This is a genomic window from Pseudohalocynthiibacter aestuariivivens (assembly GCF_018457175.1).
In the GTDB taxonomy this organism is placed as follows: Bacteria; Pseudomonadota; Alphaproteobacteria; order Rhodobacterales; family Rhodobacteraceae; genus Pseudohalocynthiibacter; species Pseudohalocynthiibacter aestuariivivens.
The window spans coordinates 564,684-582,431 of the sequence record NZ_JAGFNU010000001.1; the positions used below are offsets into that span (position 1 = coordinate 564,684).

Here is a 17,748-nt window from a genome sequence, read left to right on the forward strand (position 1 = left end):
AGCCCTTATTGCCACATTTTCGCCGTATTTCGCCTGATAATTGGATCAATTCGGTGGGGGCCGAATTTCGGAGGCTAAGATGGCGGATTTACATCTGAATAGCTTTGAAGAACGAAATCGTCGTATCGTGCGCCGTCATAAGAAGATGGCGAACGGATACGTGACGTCGATAAATCAAGATGGGCTGATCGTTGCCCATCCGCGTCGGCGCGCGCCAAACCTCCCTTGGAAGGGGTTTGCCTTAACTGTCGTGCTGTTTCTTCTGTTCAAAGGGTTTCTGTATGCAAACCTTGGACCCATCACTTATGGCGAACGGGTTGATAAGTTGAACCAAGGTACGATTGTTGAACAGGCCGGTGCATTTCTCATGCAGGCAGATAGCGTAACAATTTGGTTCGCGAACGAGATTTCGCGTCTCGTTTACTGATCTTTAGAATTGCGCACAGTGCTTCTTCGCGCAGCTCCTTTTTCCAGGCAGGGTTCCCAAGTCCTAGCCTCAATTTTTAGATTTAACGTCTGAGTCAGAAGTATTAACTTCTGACTCAATTATTGTTTCTTGATATCCCCTTCATAATACCGATTGTTGTGAGTAGTCCCAATTGAAGGACAGAAATCGGTTTAGGTATCGTGAATATTAAATCCAAGACAAGATATGATTGGAATCATCTTTCTCGTGCATTGTTCGAAGTTTGGCGTTCAATGGATGAAACCAACCTGAGCCTTACAGCGGCCGGTGTTGCGTTCTATGGGATGCTTGCGATATTTCCCGGTGTAGCCGCGATAATTGCGTTGTGGGGCTTTTTCGCTGACCCGATCATAATAAACACGCAGATGGAACTTTTGGCTGAGATCATTCCAAGCCCGGCGTTTGAACTGCTTGATGGTCAGGTGACGGCGTTGATTGCCGCGAATGACAGTACGCTTGGTTGGACAACCGCCGTTTCGACCCTCGCGGCGTTTTGGGCGGCCCGTGCTGGTGTTGCAGCTTTGATTCGGGGTTTGAATGTTACATATCGTGAACGCCAAAGAAGTGGATTGGGTCGCCTGATCGCGGCGGTTCTTGTTACATTTGCTCTTGTCGGAATGGTTATGGTAGCGATGGTCAGTGTTGTTGTAACGCCTGTTGTTTTGGCGTTTGTTCCGCTTGGCGGTTGGTCCGAAACAGTGTTGAACGGGACGCGCTGGATTGTGTCACTTCTTGTTGTCGTCTTCGGTTTAGGGATTGTTTACCGTTTTGGTCCAAATCGTCGGCGGACAGGACTTGCCTTCGCTTCACCCGGTGCTCTTGTTGCTGTTATAGTCTGGGCAATTGCCTCTGCTGCATTCTCGCTCTATCTGCAAAACTTTTCTGCATATAACCAAGTCTACGGTTCCATTGGTGCGGCGATTGCGCTTCTGATTTGGTTTTACATATCTGCCTATGTGATCTTGCTTGGAGGGGCCCTAAACTCGGCACTCGAGCTACACGCACCGGAGCGAGAGAAGACGTAGAAACTAGCGCACGGAAACGAAAAAGGCCGCGTCTTTGCAGACACGACCTTTTAATGATCTAGGATTAGTTTTGCTTAGAGGGTGTGGCGCGAAACTACATCTTCGATAACGCTGCGTGACAGGCCGATATCTTCTAGTTCGCGATCGCTTAGTTTGCTAAGGGAGTTACGTGTCGTACGTTTGTCGTTCCACGTAGCAAAGGCGCTAGTGATTGAATGAGCAAAATTGGACAGGCTGCCGAAAGCTTGGCTTCCTGCCAGTACGCGGGTGTTTTCGTAAGCTGCCATTGTACGAGTCCTTATAAACAAAATAGGCATAACGTGTGTTCTTCTAATTCGCCAACTAAGCCTCGTTTTTGATGCGAACAAGCAGGAAAATTGCATACCACCTCTGCAATTCTTGCATAGCTTAAATTAGTGGTAATAGGCTGTTAGATAAAGGAAAAACATGGTTGGCGAAAACGTCGCTTTTAGAATTCACGATGACGAATTTGGGCCACAAAGGGCAGATTTCCACTATCGTTTAGCACTAGAGCTTTTTTGCCTTTGAGATTGGCAAATGTTCGCGTTTCGTGCTACTGCGTCAAAAAAGAAACAGGTTTGAGGTGGCAGGATGCGTGTTTTAGGGATTGACCCTGGGCTCAGAAACCTCGGTTGGGGTGTAATCGACGTGTCTGGAAGCCGACTCAGCCATGTTGCAAACGGAATTTGTCATTCTTCTGCTGACGAGGATCTGGCGCAACGATTGCTGAGTCTCTTTGACCAGCTTACGGCCGTCTTGAAAAAATATGCGCCAACCAGTGCTGCGGTCGAACAGACTTTCGTGAATAAGGATGGTGCCGGAACACTTAAGCTGGGGCAGGCGCGCGGTATCGCGATGTTGGTTCCAGCAAGAGCCGGGTTGAGCATTGGTGAATACGCGCCAAACAAGGTCAAGAAAACCATTGTCGGTGTTGGTCATGCTGACAAACGGCAAATCGATCATATGGTACGGTTGCAATTGCCCGGTGTTGAAATTGCGGGGCCGGATGCTGCCGATGCTTTGGCAATCGCCATGTGTCACGCGCATTACAGCCGGTCCGCAAATCAACTGGATATAGCTTTGAAGCGGGCAAGCCGATGACGGGGTGCGTTACATGATTGGAAAAATTTCAGGACGCATCGACTATCGCGGCAGTGATCACCTGCTGATCGATGTGCGGGGCGTTGGTTATATTGTCTATGTCTCCGACAGAACGCTTGCAGGGTTGCCTGCAGCTGGCGAAGCGGTCGCGCTTTATACTGATCTGATTGTTCGCGAGGATTTGCTGCAATTGTTTGGCTTTACCACTTTGTTGGAGAAAGAGTGGCACCGGTTGTTAATGAGCGTTCAGGGGATTGGAGCCAAAGCCTCGATGGCTATTCTGGGAACTTTGGGAGCAGAAGGTGTGAGCCGCGCAATTGCGCTGGGTGACTGGAATGCAGTTAAGGCGGCGCAGGGCGTTGGTCCCAAAATTGCGCAGCGCGTCGTGAATGAGTTGAAAGAGAAAGCCCCATCACTGATGGCGATGGGCGGAACATTGGCCGCCGCGGTAAGTGAAGAAACAGTCGACGTTATCGACACTCCACATGCTGTGTTGCAGCAACCACCTGTTTCAACGCCAAGCAAAGCCGCACATCAGTCCGATGCGTTATCGGCGCTTGGAAACCTGGGGTACGGCCCCGGCGAAGCGGCGGGAGCGGTGGCAGAAGCGGCCGGGGCGAACCCGGATGCCGATACAGCGGAATTGATCCGTTCTGCATTAAAACTTTTGGCGCCGAAGGGGTAAGACATGAGCGAACCAGACCCCACATTACGCCCTGAACAACGCCCTGGCGATGCTGACCGCGCTTTGCGCCCTCAGGTTCTTGATGAATTTATCGGGCAGGCAGAGGCACGGGCGAACCTCAAGATTTTTATCGAAAGTGCGCGCCAGCGCGGTGAAGCGATGGATCATGCGTTGTTTCATGGCCCCCCGGGCCTTGGTAAAACCACGCTTGCGCAGATCATGTCGCGCGAATTGGGCGTGAATTTTCGCATGACCTCTGGCCCTGTATTAGCCAAAGCAGGTGACCTGGCAGCAATCCTGACAAACCTAGAGCCGCGTGATGTTTTGTTCATCGACGAAATTCATCGTCTCAGCCCCGTGGTTGAGGAAATCCTTTACCCCGCACTCGAAGATTTTGAACTTGATCTGGTGATTGGTGAAGGCCCGGCAGCACGTACTGTGCGGATTGAATTGCAGCCTTTTACACTGGTGGGCGCGACCACGCGGCTGGGTCTGCTAACAACACCGCTAAGGGACCGTTTCGGTATCCCGATCCGCCTGCAGTTTTATTCGGTGGATGAATTGCATGAAATCGTTAGTCGCGGCGCGAGATTGATGGGTATTCCCGCAGAAACAGACGGTATTCGCGAAATTGCGCGGCGCGCGCGCGGAACACCGCGGATCGCGGGAAGGTTGCTGCGCCGCGTGGTGGATTTTGCTGTTGTCGAAGGGAATGGCAAATTGACCCGGGCAATCGCCGACAACGCGCTTTCACGGCTTGGCGTTGATCATCTCGGGCTTGATGGAGCAGATAGGCGATATCTTAGCTTGATCGCTGAGAACTACATGGGCGGTCCGGTGGGCGTGGAGACCCTGTCAGCGGCTTTGTCGGAAAGCCGTGACGCGCTTGAAGAAGTGATTGAGCCGTTCTTACTGCAACAGGGTCTGATCCAGCGCACTCCGCGCGGTCGCATGCTTGCTCAGAAAGCCTGGAGCCATTTGGGAATGTCCGCGCCAAAACCTGCGGGGCAGGTCGATCTTTTCGGCGATGGTTGAGGCTGGTCTTTTATAAAAAGAGATTTTATGCCTCCGGCGGGGATATTTGTGGAAAAAGGTAAGGGAACATTTTGACACCTGATCAGGTTGAGGCGCTCTTTACACGGGCTGATGGTTCTTACGTTTTCGCCCGTTGGGGCCGCCCAATTGTCCCAATTGTTTTTGGTGTTGATGATGCGACGTTGTCGGTTTTGAAGGGTGCGATCGAAGCAGTTGTAACGCTGGCGAACCACAAGATGGCCGAAACCGACCCGGAGCTGGGCGCAAATCTGATGGTGTTTTTTGTTCAGGACTGGGCTGAGCTGGTCGAGACATCGAATATCGACCAGCTGATTCCGGATCTGGCTGCTGTCGTAGAGCGGTTGCAGGCGGCAAAAGCGACACAATACCGGGCGTTTCGCTTTGACGAAGCTGGCGCTATTCAGGCGTGTTTCAGTTTTGTGAGGATGGATAATGCTATGGCAGTGTTACCAGCCGAAACGATTGCGCTTAGCCTGGCGGTACAGGCGATTTTGCTGTGGTCGGATGTTGCCTTTGCAGAGCAGTCACCCTTGGCAGTGCTGCCGGGTGAGGGCGCAACGATCCTGCGACCGGAAATTGCTGGTATAATTCGTGCGGCTTTTGACCCGGTGATGCCGTTGGCAGATCGGGACCCAAGCCACGCATTGCGTTTATTTGCAAGGTTGGGAGGGACGGGATGATCCATCAATTCAGGCTTCGCGTGTATTATGAGGATACGGATCTCGCAGGTATCGTTTACTACGCCAACTATCTGAAATTTATCGAACGAGCGCGGTCAGAATTTGTTCGCGAACTGGGTATTGATCAAACGGTTCTAAAAGAACAAGACGGATTGGTTTTCGCAGTGCGGCGCGTTGAAGCAGACTATCTCAGCCCTGCAAAGTTTGATGATCAACTTGACGTCGAAACCGCGGTTCTGTCGGTTTCCGGTGCGAGGCTGGTGCTGAAGCAGGATGTTAAACGTGATGAGACCTTACTATTCAGTGCGAGTGTTACACTTATCGCACTGAAAGAAGATGGTCGGGCCGCGCGCCTTCCGGCAAATATTCGCCTAGTAATGGCTGAATAGACGAAAAAAACAGTACTGACGCACAATTGATGGCATTCCCCGTGAATCTGGGCTAGATTCGCGTTTAATCAGAGCTGTCAAAAGGCAGCCAAAACAAAAGAGCAGGCATATGGAAACCGAAATCCTTGGTGCGGCGCAGGAGATTGATTTCTCCATGTGGGCGCTATTTGCACGTGCAACCCTGATTGTGAAGCTTGTTGTCCTGATGTTGATTGCTGCATCATTCTGGGCCTGGGCAAACATTTTTCAGAAACTTATCAGTTATCGCAACGCGCGTTCTGAAGCGTCGGTGTTTGATCGCGCCTTTTGGTCAGGGGACCCGCTTGATGAGCTGTTTGACCGGATAGGCGCGCAACCATCTGGCGCGTCAGAAAAAATATTTGCGGCAGGTATGATGGAATGGCGGCGCAGCCACCGACAGGACGGCGTTCTAATTGCAGGCGCGCAAGCACGGATTGACCGGTCTATGGACGTCGCAATTGCCAAAGAGGCGGAAGAGCTGAACAAGGGTTTAAACTTTTTGGCGACTGTTGGATCCACGGCACCCTTTGTCGGATTGTTTGGTACCGTCTGGGGCATCATGAATGCCTTTATCGAGATCGCGCAGCAGCAAAATACAAACCTGGCGGTTGTTGCGCCGGGTATTGCAGAGGCGCTGATGGCAACTGGCCTAGGGCTTGTTGCAGCGATCCCGGCGGTGATTTTCTATAACAAACTATCCGCAGACAGTGATCGTATCATCAGCGGCTACGAGGCTTTCGCTGACGAGTTTGCAACCATCCTTAGCCGACAGTTGGATAGCTGATATGGTCGCAGGTGTTATACAGAAAGACAAAGGGCGCAGACGCCGCGGCGGGCGTGGCAAGAGTCACGCAATGTCAGAGATTAACGTGACACCCTTTGTCGACGTGATGCTTGTTCTGCTCATCATTTTTATGGTGGCGGCACCTTTGCTTACGGTTGGTGTGCCGGTGCAACTGCCTGAAACTGCCGCAAGCGCGTTACCTAGCGAGCAGGAAGAGCCACTGACGATCACGCTCACGGCAGACGGTCGCACTATAATCCAGACAACAGAAACAAACCGGGATGAATTGATTCCAAAATTGCGGGCAATTGCATCAGAGCGCACTGATAATAAGGTGTTTTTGCGAGCCGACGGGTCAATCCCCTATGAACAGGTTGTGCAAGTCATGGGCGCGCTGAATGCGGGCGGTTTTAACAGTATCGGTCTTGTAACAGATACGGGCGGGCCCGATCTGACAGGGCAGGGCGGCTAAGGCTGCGCCGTGAACAAGGGCACTTATATCTCTGGTGCATTGCATTTGATTGCAATCGTCTTGACCCTCTTCGGAGGAATGTTTGACGATATTGATGACAACGAGTTCGAGGTCGCTGAAGTGTCGATTGTTAGTTCCGAAGAGTTTGCCGCGCTGAACCAGCCTGTTGAGGTCCCCAGCCCTGTTTTGGATGTGACTGCACCGCAGGCGCCGCAACAAGAACCTGAAACTGATGCCCCGATTTTGCCTGCAAGTGAGGCACCTCAGGAAACAGCCGAAGTTGCAGAACCTGAAACACCACCCGATGCCGATGTTTCGCCAGATCTATCAGAAATTACACCTTTGCCAGAGGTTGAAGTTGAGCCTGATGTTCCGATCACGCCATCAACTCCCACAACAGAGAATGTAGCGACCTTGCTCCCGAATCTATCGCAACGCCCGACTCCGAGAGATTCCGAGCGTGTTGCACCTACACCAGCGGCGCAGCCGGAACCGGATGTTGAGATTGCCGATTCCGTTCAGGACGCAACCGAGCCTGATGTCCCGGCGGAGCAGGTGCAGGAAGAGCAAGTTGCAACTGCTCCTGAAAAAGCGACAACCGAAATTGTGCCGGAAACAACGGAACCTCCGTCTTCCGCGCCGCTGTCTTCACCCCGCCCTGCATCGCGCCCTGAACGCCCTGTGCGCGTAGCGGAGACGACAGAAGAACCCGCATCGCTTGATACCTCCATCGAGACTGCTTTGAACGAAGCGAATACCTCTGAGCGCGCACCCACGCCAGCTGCTTCAGTACCTTCAGGACCTCCATTGACGAGAGGTGAGAAGGATGCGCTGCGTCTTGCCGTTGGGTCCTGCTGGAGTCTTGGGTCTTCCTCGACAGAAGCAATGCGTACTACGGTTGTTGTCGGAGTAGAGATGAGCCGGGATGGCAAACCTCAGGCGGCAACAATCCGGCTGATCGATTCCGACGGACCGAATGACTCTGCCACACAGATCGCCTTTAGCGCCGCGCGCCGCGCAATCATACGCTGTGGCACGCGTGGCTATAATTTGCCGACTGACAAATATGATAGTTGGCGGGATATTGAAATTACCTTCAACCCGGAGAGAATGAGGACCAGATGACGCTATTAAAACGACTGACCTCCGTTTTGGTCATGGCGCTGGCAATAAACGCCGTGGCCTTCACCTTACAGGCGCAAGAGCGCACTGGTCCGCTTCGGATTGAAATCACCGAAGGAGTTATCGAACCTTTGCCCTTTGCTGTTCCCGATTTTGTGGCCGAGAACCGTGCAGCAAATGATATGGCGCGACAGATTGCCGAGGTTGTTGCCTCTGATCTTTCCGGAACCGGGCTGTTCCGTCGGATCGGAAGCGACGCATTTATTTCTAACATCACGAGCTTTGACAGCCCTGTGCAATATGCAGACTGGCGTGCGATCAATGCGCAAGCTCTGATCACAGGTTCAGTCAATGTGACGGCCGGTGGTCGCGTTACCGTTAAATTCCGTCTCTTCGACGTTTTCGCGGGCAGCGAAATGGGTGGCGGATTGCAGCTTGGCGGTACAACGACAAGTTGGCGTAGGTTGGCCCACAAAGTTGCTGATACGGTCTATTCCCGTATCACCGGCGAGGGTCCTTACTTTGACAGCCGCGTGGTGTTTGTATCCGAGACAGGGCCGAAAAGCGATCGTCGCAAACGGTTGGCGATTATGGACTATGACGGTGCAAATCCTCAGTTTTTAACGGACAGTTCTTCTTTGGTTCTGGCTCCCAGATTTTCGCCAACGGGTGATCGTATTCTTTACACGTCTTACGAATCTGGATTCCCACGTATTTTTGTTATGAATGTCGGGAATGTTTCACGGCGTGCGCTAGACGATCAGCAAGGTGCGATGAGCTTTGCACCTCGGTTTGGGCCGGATGGGAATACTGTCGTATATTCACTTTCGACGGGTGGTAACACCGATATCTACAAACTGAACCTGCAAAGCGGCGAACGTACACGCCTGACATCTGCCCCATCTATCGAGACCGCACCCAGCTTTTCGCCTGATGGCAGACAAATTGTATTTGAGAGCGACCGCAGCGGAACTCAACAATTATATACGATGCCTGCAAATGGCGGCGAGCCACGCCGGATCAGTTTTGGGACTGGGCGTTATGGAACACCTGTCTGGTCACCGCGCGGGGATATGATTGCTTTTACAAAGCAAAATCAGGGTCGGTTCCACATTGGAGTCATGCGTACCGATGGGAGCGAAGAACGTTTGCTGACGGCTTCCTTCCTGGACGAAGGGCCAAGCTGGTCACCAAATGGTCGTGTCATCATGTTCATGCGGGAGACATCGGGTGCAGGTGGTGCACCTGCGCTTTACTCCGTTGATGTTTCCGGCCGTAACCTGAGACGTGTAAACACAAACACTGCGGCTTCTGATCCTTCGTGGTCGCCGCTCTTGCCCTAAGGATACGTTTCCAAAGGGTACGCAGAGTGATATAGTGAATAAAACAGAGCAGAGATATAACAAGGGGCAATCCTCATGAAACATTTATCAAAAGCAGTTCTCGTGGTTGCGGCATTGACGCTTGCCGCTTGTACCGACCCCAGCCGTTTAGGCGGGGGTTATGGTGGTGCGGGCGCAAATGGTGCTGCTGGCGGGTTGAACGACCCATCAAATCCAATTTCTCCAGCATATTTCCAGCAGACAATTGGAGACAGAGTTCTGTTCGCAGTCGATCAGAGCACGCTTAGCGACGGGGCTCGTGCAACATTGGCGGGTCAGGCTGGCTGGTTGGCAGAAAACCCGGAATATGATGCCTTGATCGAAGGTCACGCTGACGAGCAGGGCACACGAGAGTATAACCTTGCGCTGGGTGCACGGCGTGCGAATGCGGTTCAGGAATACTTGATATCACGGGGTGTCGCCCCGAACCGTCTGAGTGTTGTTTCCTTTGGTAAAGAGCGCCCAATTGAAGTGTGTTCGAATGAGTCCTGTTACGAGCGCAATCGTCGTGCTGTTACAGTGATCTCAGCAGGCGGCCTTGGCAGCTGACGGAGCGTGAAATGACCCGACTCTTTGCGTTAATCACTGTTTCGGTGCTAGCCCTTCCCTGGGCAACAACTGTGACGGCTCAGGATCAGACTTTGGCCGATATTCGTCAGGAATTGTCTGTGCTTTATGTTGAAGTTCAGCGTTTGAAACGAGAGCTGTCAACGACAGGCGCGCCGACCACCTCTGTGGGCGGCAATAGTCCGTTAGAACGCGTTGACGCAATAGAGCAAGAATTGCAGCGACTCACTTCAAAAACAGAACAGTTACAGTTCCGGGTCGATAGCGTCGTTTCCGATGGAAGCAACAGAATTGGGGACCTGGAGTTCCGTCTATGTGAACTGGAAGCAGATTGCGACATCAGCCAGTTGGGCGAAACCACAACCCTCGGCGGCGTTGGTTCAGTAACTGTGCCAGCAGTCGCCCTTCCCGCTACGGGTGGCACCGAGTTGGCTGTTGGTGAACAGGCTGATTTCGACAATGCACAGGCTGCGATGGCTGACGGTGATTTTCAGGCCGCTGCTGACGCCTTTGCCGCCTTTACAGAAACGTATCCCGGGGGTCCGTTAAGCGCGGAAGCGCATTTTTTGCGGGGTGAGGCGCTAGAACAACTTGGTGACACAAGACCGGCTGCACGCGCATATCTTGACAGCTTCAGCTCTGCACCGACCGGGCCTCAGGCACCGAATGCTCTTTTCAAAGTTGGCACAAGCCTTGCCGCTTTAGGGCAGATGACGGAGGCGTGCCAAATGTTAGAACAAGTCGAGGTACGTTTTCCCGACGCGGACGTAACTTTGGATGCAAGATCTTCTATGCTTAGCCTGGGCTGTTTGTGACGACCGATAGCGCTCAACTTTTTGAACTACTAAGTTCATCATTGAACGAAACTGGTGGAGTCTCTCTGGGAGTGGCCGTTTCCGGTGGTGGAGATTCAATTGCCCTGCTTCACGTAGCAGCACAGTTTGCAAAATGTGCAGGGATAACCTTGTATGCGGTGACAGTTGACCACGGGCTAAGAGCCGCGTCAGCCAAGGAAGCGCAATTTGTCGCAGATGTCTGTACCCAAATCGGCGTTCACCACGATGTTTTAACTTGGGCTTGCTGGGACGGCACCGGGAACCTTCAGGATCAGGCGCGCCGTGCAAGATACTCATTGATAACAGATTGGGCTCAAAGAGTCGGGGTCTCGACGGTGCTTTTGGCACACACAGCAGATGATCAGGCGGAAACCTTTCTGATGCGTTTGGCACGTGGTGCTGGTGTGGATGGGTTGTCAGGCATGGTGCCCCAGCGAAAGGCAGACGGCATTACCTGGTCGCGCCCCTTTCTGGCGGCAACGCGGCAACAGCTGCGAAATTATCTTACAGTTAGAGACCTTGATTGGATTGATGATCCATCCAACGAAGATACGCGATTTGACAGGATAAAGGCACGCAAAGTGCTGGCGGCATTGCAGCCCCTCGGAATCGATGTTGAATTGCTGAGCGCGGTAACCGGACGACTGTCACAAGCGCGCAAGGCCTTGGAAGCCCAGACCTTACGAGCAGCGCGCGATCTAGCACGGATTGAACATGGGGATGTGATTTATGATTTGGACAAACTGCAAGCGCAATCTCCGGAAATCCGTCGCAGATTGCTTTCACATGCGGTCAAATGGGTTTCATCGGCGGAATATGGTCCGCGGGGCCCGGCCTTGACGGATTTATCAGCAAAAGTTTTTGCGGGTGAGCAAGTAACGTTGCATGGCTGTATCTTGCGCCCTGAAAAGCAAGCCCTTCGCATTCACAGAGAAGCTCAGGCGGTGCGGAATGAGGTTGCAGAAATTGATGAAGTTTGGGACGGTCGTTGGTGCATTAAAGGTAATAAAAACATAAACTTGACGGTACGCCTCCTAGGTGAGAATGGCCTGAATAGCGTGTCGGGCTGGCGTGAAACCAGCATGCCGCGCACGTCGCTTTTGGCCTCACCTGCTGTCTGGGAAGGGCAAGCGCTGGTCGCCGCTCCGCTTGCTGATTTGTCGTCTGAATGGCGGGTAGAACTGGTGCTGGGGGAAGAACATTTCTTTAAGTCGATTATATCGCATTGAAGATCGTTGCTCTGACCTCTATTTTAGCTACGTTGCCACCAAAAATATGAGTGGCTGAAAGAATTCGAGGAGATTCCCCTTGGGCAATGCGAGAAACATCGCTTTCTGGGTCGTTTTGTTTTTACTGATCCTGGCCTTATTCAATTTGTTCAGTGGCGGTCGATCGGCGTTGCAAAACCAGACGGTGAGCTACTCTGATTTTGTGACTTCTGTTGATGGCGGTGATGTTTCGAGTGTCGTGCTTGACGGTGAACGCGTGATGTTCAGGGGCAATAATGGCGAGAGCTATGTCACAATTAAACCTGAAGACGCTGAGATCACAGAATTGCTGATCTCTAAAGGGATCACAATAAATGCAGAGCAGCAGGAACAATCTGGCTTCACTTCGCTACTGATTACCTTCCTGCCCTTTATTTTGCTGATCGGTGTTTGGATATTCTTCATGAACCGGATGCAAGGCGGTGGTAAAGGCGGCGCGATGGGCTTTGGCAAGTCGCGGGCAAAAATGCTGACGGAGCGGCAAGGGCGCGTTACTTTTGATGACGTCGCCGGGATTGATGAAGCCAAAGAAGAGCTGGAAGAGATCGTCGAGTTCCTGCGCAACCCGCAGAAATTCAGCCGTCTTGGTGGGCAAATCCCGAAAGGTGCGCTTTTGGTTGGGCCTCCAGGAACTGGTAAAACGCTGCTTGCGCGTGCGATTGCTGGCGAAGCTGGTGTGCCATTCTTCTCTATCTCGGGTTCTGACTTCGTCGAAATGTTTGTCGGTGTCGGCGCAAGCCGGGTTCGGGACATGTTTGAACAGGCCAAGAAAAACGCGCCCTGCATCGTTTTTATTGACGAGATTGACGCCGTTGGCCGAAGCCGTGGCGCAGGCTACGGCGGTGGTAACGACGAGCGCGAGCAAACATTGAACCAATTGCTGGTCGAGATGGACGGGTTCGAAGCGAACGAAGGTGTGATCATCGTTGCTGCAACCAACCGTAAAGATGTACTTGACCCTGCGTTGCTGCGACCAGGTCGTTTTGACCGTCAGGTTGATGTGCCTAATCCAGATATCAAAGGCCGCGAAAAAATTCTGGCCGTACATGCGCGAAAAACCCCTCTGGGGCCGGACGTTGATTTGCGCATTATCGGGCGCGGAACACCTGGCTTTTCCGGTGCCGATCTTGCCAACCTTGTGAACGAGGCCGCACTGATGGCTGCGCGCAAGGGGCGTCGATTTGTGGTCATGGAAGATTTTGAAGACGCCAAAGATAAGGTTATGATGGGACCGGAGCGCCGCTCTATGGTTCTGACTGCAGAGCAAAAGGAAAAAACGGCTTATCACGAGGCCGGACACGCCATTGTTGGTATCTCTCTGCCAAAATGCGACCCTGTTTATAAAGCCACAATCATTCCGCGTGGTGGCGCCTTGGGTATGGTTGTATCACTACCAGAAATTGACCGTCTGAATTGGCATCGAAGCGAATGTGAGCAAAAGCTGGCCATGACCATGGCTGGTAAAGCGGCCGAAATTGTTAAATACGGCGAAGACGAAGTTTCAAACGGTCCTGCTGGCGATATTCAGCAAGCGTCCGCTTTGGCACGGGCCATGGTGCTTCGTTGGGGCATGTCCGACAAAGTCGGCAATATTGATTATCAGATGGCCCATGAAGGTTACATGGGCAATGGCGCCGGTGGCTTCTCGATTTCGGCTGCTACAAAAGAGTTGATCGAAGAAGAAGTCAAAAGAATGATCGACGAAGGTTATGCAACGGCGCTTAAAATTCTGAAAGACAAGAACGAAGAGTTTGAACGCCTGGGGCAGGGTTTGCTCGAGTATGAGACGCTGACAGGCGAAGAAATTCAGCGGGTCATTCGTGGTGAGACGCCGCATGACGAAAGTGACACCGATGACACGCCGGATCAAGGCAGTGCCCCGAGCGTTACGGCTATTCCGAAAACGAAGCCAAAACCAAAGGCGGGCGGCGGGATGGAGCCAGAGCCAACGATTTAAAATCAGTGCCAATAAAAACACCGCAACTTAGTTTGCGGTGTTTTTTTATGGTCAAATTTAATTAAAATTTAGTTGAACCCCTGATCCTAGCGCGCGACGTTGTGAAAAATTACATCGAAGAAGATAACGGAGCGCAAATAATGGCGGGGCTTTCAAAGACTGATATTGTTGCTGAGATTACTTGGCTTGGCTTGGTGCCTGACCGCGAACAAAGCATTGTCTCAGAGCCACAACAGGAGGTGATTGCACAATTCTCGGGATTTCGCGGCGAATCTCATTCGGGGCTGACACGACCATCGTGTTCGCTGGTGAGTGCGCAATATCCAGTGGGCACGGAAATCAAAAATACGAGACAGCTATCCATTCTCTCAGCAGAGGAACTTGATGTAGTTGCCGCGGAAATGATGATAGGCAAACTGGACCCAACATTGATTGGGGCTTCCATGATAATTAGCGGAGTTCCCAATTTTACACATGTGCCGCCGTCTTCACGATTGATTGCAGAAAACGGGACATCAATTACGATTGACTTGGAAAATGGCCCTTGCCACCTGCCTGTCAAAGTAATTGAGAACGTGCACCCTGATGCAGGCGGACTTTTCAGAACTGCCGCTAAAGCAAGACGGGGGGTAACAGCCTGGGTAGAACGCGAAGGCAGACTATGCGTCGGAGACAAGCTCACGCTGCACATTCCAGATCAGCCAGCCTGGCAGGGTGACACTTCCTGAAAAGGTAATTCGCCCCGCGTTGTTTCCAATAAGAGACACTGCAAAAGCGGCTCCGACGATTCCGGTGTCGGATATGTCGGAAATGCGCCTATCCCTTTCGTCAAGGCTCGGTATGCAGGTGTAGACAAGTGGCCTGCGGCTGCTTCATTGGAATTTAGGGGGGACCCATGAGCTATAAGACGGATATTGAAATTGCACGCGAGGCATCCAAACGCCCGATTCAAGAAATCGGCGCGAAGCTTGGAATTGGTTCAGATCATCTGCTGCCTTACGGTCACGACAAGGCCAAACTCAGCCAGGAATTTATTGACTCTGTTCAGAATAACAAAACGGGCAAACTGATCCTTGTTACGGCGATTAACCCAACCCCAGCTGGCGAGGGTAAAACCACAACCACTGTTGGTTTGGGTGATGGTCTGAACCGGATTGGTAAAAAAGCAGCTATTTGTATCCGCGAAGCGTCGCTTGGCCCATGTTTCGGTATGAAAGGTGGGGCCGCCGGCGGTGGATACGCTCAGGTTATTCCGATGGAAGACATGAACCTGCATTTCACAGGTGACTTTCATGCCATCACCAGCGCACATAACTTGCTCAGCGCGATGATTGACAACCACATCTATTGGGGTAACAGCCTTGAGATTGACACCCGCCGTGTCGCGTGGCGCCGTGTTGTCGACATGAACGATCGCGCACTTCGCCAGATCACGGCAAGCCTTGGTGGTGTTTCCAACGGTTTCCCTCGCGAAGCGGGTTTCGATATCACAGTGGCTTCTGAAGTCATGGCAATACTTTGTCTTTCAAATAATCTGGAAGACCTGCAAAAACGACTTGGTGATATCATTGTTGCCTACCGTCGTGACAGGAGTCCGGTCTACTGTCGTGACATTAAGGCAGACGGCGCAATGACCGTTTTGCTGAAGGATGCGATGCAACCTAATCTGGTGCAGACTCTTGAAAACAACCCTGCCTTTGTACACGGTGGACCATTCGCTAATATCGCGCATGGCTGTAACTCGGTTATCGCAACTAAAACAGCTTTGAAATTGGCAGACTACGTCGTGACCGAAGCAGGCTTTGGTGCTGACTTAGGTGCTGAGAAATTTATGAACATCAAATGCCGTAAAGCAGGAATCGCGCCGTCAGTTGTTGTTCTTGTGGCAACTGTGCGCGCGATGAAGATGAACGGTGGAGTTCTGAAAGCTGACCTCGGTGCAGAGAACGTCAATGCAGTGAAAGATGGCTGCGCAAACCTTGGCCGTCACATCGAAAACCTTAAAAGCTTTGGTGTGCCAGTTGTGGTTGCGATCAACCACTTTGTCACAGACACCGATGCTGAGGTTGAAGCGATCAAAGCCTATGTTACCAACCATGGCTCCGAAGCGATTCTTTCACGGCATTGGGAGCTTGGGTCGGAAGGTTCAGAGAATTTGGCAAAGCGTGTTGCCGAAATTGCGGATGCAGATATGGTTAGCTTTGCACCCATCTACCCGGACGACATGCCGCTGATGGAGAAAATCGAAACCATCGCAAAACGTATCTACCGTGCGGATGATGTTCTTGCGGACCAGAAAATTCGCAACCAATTGAAAGATTGGGAAGATCAGGGCTATGGCAACCTTCCGATCTGTATGGCGAAAACCCAGTATAGTTTCTCGACGGATCCAACCTTGCGCGGTGCACCTACTGGCCACTCGGTGCCTGTTCGCGAAGTCAGGCTGTCTGCTGGTGCTGGTTTTGTTGTGGTTATTTGTGGTGAGATTATGACGATGCCTGGTCTGCCGCGTGTACCATCGGCGGAAGCAATCATGCTGAACGCAGATAATCAGATTGAAGGCCTGTTCTAAGGCGTTTCACAAATTGGAAGGGCACGCTATTAGAGATCGGAAAACTAAATAAAGTGATAAGATCGAATGCGTGCCCCACAAGACTGTAAAACAATGGCTGAGCTACGTTTGGCCATTGATGCACTAGACCAGAACCTGATTGATTTGTTAGCACAACGCGCCGCCTATATTGACCGGGCGGCGGTGCTTAAAACCGGCGATGGGCTGCCTGCGCGAATAGGAAGTCGGGTAGAAGAAGTTGTGACCAACGTCAGGCGGTGCGCCGGAGGCAGAGGCCTTGATCCGGACCTGGCTGAGGAACTTTGGCGTAAGTTGATCGACTGGTCGATTTCGCGTGAGGAAAAGATACTGGGCCCAAGCGTGCCCGCCGACTAAGGAGAACTGAATGTCTGCCAAAATCATCGACGGTAAAGCCTTTGCAGCCACTGTGCGCGAAAAGGTCAAAAGCCACGTAACGCGCATAAAAGAAGAAGACGGGATTACCCCCGGTTTGGCGGTTGTTCTGGTAGGCGAAGACCCGGCGAGCCAGGTTTATGTGCGCTCAAAAGGTAAACAAACCGTCGAGGTCGGTATGAAATCGGTTGAGCATAAGCTTGACGCAGAAACCTCCGAGGCCGATCTGCTCGCATTGATTGACCAATTGAATAATGATGCGTCAATTCACGGAATTTTGGTTCAGCTTCCGCTGCCAAAACATTTGAACGAAGACCTGGTGATCAATTCTATCGATCCCGCGAAAGATGTTGACGGTTTTCATATCTCCAATGTTGGTTTGCTGGGGACCGGTCAAAGATCGATGGTGCCCTGTACGCCGCTTGGGTGTTTGATGATGCTGCGCGACTATCATGGCTCTTTGTCCGGTCTGAACGCGGTTGTTATCGGGCGGTCCAATATTGTTGGCAAACCAATGGCGCAACTACTGTTGGGTGATAGCTGCACAGTTACGATCGCTCACAGCCGCACGAAAGATTTGCCAGAGGTTGTACGTCGGGCCGACATAGTAGTCGCAGCGGTTGGCCGGCCAGAAATGGTGCCGGGCGACTGGATTCGTGAAGGCGCGACAGTAATTGATGTGGGTATTAACCGCATCGAAAAGGAAGATGGCAAAACCAAACTGGTGGGTGATGTTGACTTTGAGTCGGTCTCCAAGGTTGCGGGGGCGATCACGCCAGTTCCGGGTGGTGTCGGGCCGATGACAATTGCTTGCTTGCTGGCGAATACTCTAACGGCTTGTTGCCGTGCAAACGGTCTGATGGAACCAGAAGGGCTGACAGCATAAACTGAAAAAGTTTTAGTGTTACTTTGCTCGTGTTGTTTTGGAACACTGGCAGAGTGTTTATTGGT

The 17,748-nt window shown here is 52.1% G+C and carries 20 protein-coding genes; 19 read left to right on the forward strand and 1 reads right to left on the reverse strand.

The genetic code is table 11. The annotated features are described in order from the left end of the window. Positions 1-79: 79 nt before the first annotated feature. Positions 80-427 (forward strand): hypothetical protein, encoded by a 348-nt coding sequence (locus J4E70_RS02810; protein ID WP_213887534.1) that lies wholly within the window; start codon positions 80-82, stop codon positions 425-427. Between the two features lie 200 nt (positions 428-627). Beyond that, complete coding sequence (locus tag J4E70_RS02815) at positions 628-1,491, forward strand: YihY/virulence factor BrkB family protein (RefSeq protein ID WP_343229439.1); 864 nt, start codon at positions 628-630, stop codon at positions 1,489-1,491. Positions 1,492-1,565: 74 nt separating this feature from the next. Here J4E70_RS02815 and J4E70_RS02820 read toward each other — a convergent pair whose 3' ends face one another. Continuing rightward, complete coding sequence (locus J4E70_RS02820) at positions 1,566-1,778, reverse strand: DUF1127 domain-containing protein (RefSeq protein ID WP_213887536.1); 213 nt, start codon at positions 1,776-1,778, stop codon at positions 1,566-1,568. A 325-nt stretch (positions 1,779-2,103) separates the two neighbouring features. Between J4E70_RS02820 and ruvC the strand changes: the two genes are divergently transcribed. The 17 genes from ruvC (at position 2,104) to folD (ending at position 17,683) form a co-directional block, all read left to right on the forward strand. Further along, complete coding sequence (gene ruvC, locus J4E70_RS02825; protein WP_213887537.1) at positions 2,104-2,613, forward strand: crossover junction endodeoxyribonuclease RuvC; 510 nt, start codon at positions 2,104-2,106, stop codon at positions 2,611-2,613. Positions 2,614-2,626: 13 nt separating this feature from the next. Continuing rightward, positions 2,627-3,298 carry a Holliday junction branch migration protein RuvA gene (gene ruvA / locus J4E70_RS02830; RefSeq protein WP_213887538.1) on the forward strand — a complete coding sequence of 224 codons (672 nt, stop codon included), beginning with the start codon at positions 2,627-2,629 and terminating at the stop codon, positions 3,296-3,298. Between the two features lie 3 nt (positions 3,299-3,301). Next, complete coding sequence (gene ruvB, locus J4E70_RS02835; protein WP_213887539.1) at positions 3,302-4,333, forward strand: Holliday junction branch migration DNA helicase RuvB; 1,032 nt, start codon at positions 3,302-3,304, stop codon at positions 4,331-4,333. Between the two features lie 71 nt (positions 4,334-4,404). Beyond that, entirely contained in the window at positions 4,405-5,034 is a 630-nt protein-coding gene (locus J4E70_RS02840) for a DUF2927 domain-containing protein (RefSeq protein WP_246531571.1), read from the forward strand. Further along, on the forward strand, positions 5,031-5,423 hold the full coding sequence (gene ybgC / locus J4E70_RS02845) for a tol-pal system-associated acyl-CoA thioesterase (protein ID WP_213887540.1): 393 nt from the start codon (positions 5,031-5,033) through the stop codon (positions 5,421-5,423). Before J4E70_RS02840 ends, ybgC begins: the two co-directional genes overlap by 4 nt. A gap of 109 nt (positions 5,424-5,532) precedes the next feature. Beyond that, positions 5,533-6,228: a protein TolQ gene (gene tolQ, locus J4E70_RS02850; protein WP_213887541.1), complete on the forward strand. Its 696-nt coding sequence runs from the start codon at positions 5,533-5,535 to the stop codon at positions 6,226-6,228. A gap of 1 nt (position 6,229) precedes the next feature. Further along, entirely contained in the window at positions 6,230-6,700 is a 471-nt protein-coding gene (gene tolR / locus J4E70_RS02855; RefSeq protein ID WP_213887542.1) for a protein TolR, read from the forward strand. A 9-nt stretch (positions 6,701-6,709) separates the two neighbouring features. Beyond that, positions 6,710-7,825, forward strand: coding sequence for an energy transducer TonB (locus tag J4E70_RS02860; RefSeq protein ID WP_213887543.1), 1,116 nt, complete (start codon positions 6,710-6,712; stop codon positions 7,823-7,825). After that, the gene (gene tolB / locus J4E70_RS02865) at positions 7,822-9,165 is read left to right on the forward strand and encodes a Tol-Pal system beta propeller repeat protein TolB (RefSeq protein ID WP_213887544.1); all 1,344 of its coding nucleotides are present in this window, start codon (positions 7,822-7,824) and stop codon (positions 9,163-9,165) included. The genes J4E70_RS02860 and tolB overlap by 4 nt, the downstream gene beginning before the upstream one ends. Before the next feature lie 75 nt (positions 9,166-9,240). After that, entirely contained in the window at positions 9,241-9,753 is a 513-nt protein-coding gene (gene pal, locus J4E70_RS02870; RefSeq protein WP_213887545.1) for a peptidoglycan-associated lipoprotein Pal, read from the forward strand. 11 nt (positions 9,754-9,764) lie between these two features. Beyond that, positions 9,765-10,586, forward strand: a complete 822-nt coding sequence (gene ybgF / locus J4E70_RS02875) for a tol-pal system protein YbgF (RefSeq protein WP_213887546.1) — start codon at positions 9,765-9,767, stop codon at positions 10,584-10,586. Then, on the forward strand, positions 10,583-11,836 hold the full coding sequence (gene tilS, locus J4E70_RS02880; protein ID WP_247077026.1) for a tRNA lysidine(34) synthetase TilS: 1,254 nt from the start codon (positions 10,583-10,585) through the stop codon (positions 11,834-11,836). Before ybgF ends, tilS begins: the two co-directional genes overlap by 4 nt. 79 nt (positions 11,837-11,915) lie before the next feature. After that, positions 11,916-13,832, forward strand: coding sequence for an ATP-dependent zinc metalloprotease FtsH (ftsH, locus tag J4E70_RS02885; protein ID WP_213887547.1), 1,917 nt, complete (start codon positions 11,916-11,918; stop codon positions 13,830-13,832). Positions 13,833-13,972: 140 nt separating this feature from the next. Continuing rightward, complete coding sequence (locus tag J4E70_RS02890; RefSeq protein ID WP_213887548.1) at positions 13,973-14,560, forward strand: MOSC domain-containing protein; 588 nt, start codon at positions 13,973-13,975, stop codon at positions 14,558-14,560. A gap of 167 nt (positions 14,561-14,727) precedes the next feature. After that, positions 14,728-16,404, forward strand: coding sequence for a formate--tetrahydrofolate ligase (locus J4E70_RS02895; RefSeq protein WP_213887549.1), 1,677 nt, complete (start codon positions 14,728-14,730; stop codon positions 16,402-16,404). Between the two features lie 66 nt (positions 16,405-16,470). Further along, complete coding sequence (locus J4E70_RS02900) at positions 16,471-16,779, forward strand: chorismate mutase (RefSeq protein WP_213887550.1); 309 nt, start codon at positions 16,471-16,473, stop codon at positions 16,777-16,779. Positions 16,780-16,789: 10 nt separating this feature from the next. Beyond that, positions 16,790-17,683 carry a bifunctional methylenetetrahydrofolate dehydrogenase/methenyltetrahydrofolate cyclohydrolase FolD gene (gene folD, locus J4E70_RS02905; RefSeq protein WP_213887551.1) on the forward strand — a complete coding sequence of 298 codons (894 nt, stop codon included), beginning with the start codon at positions 16,790-16,792 and terminating at the stop codon, positions 17,681-17,683. Positions 17,684-17,748 lie beyond the last annotated feature (65 nt).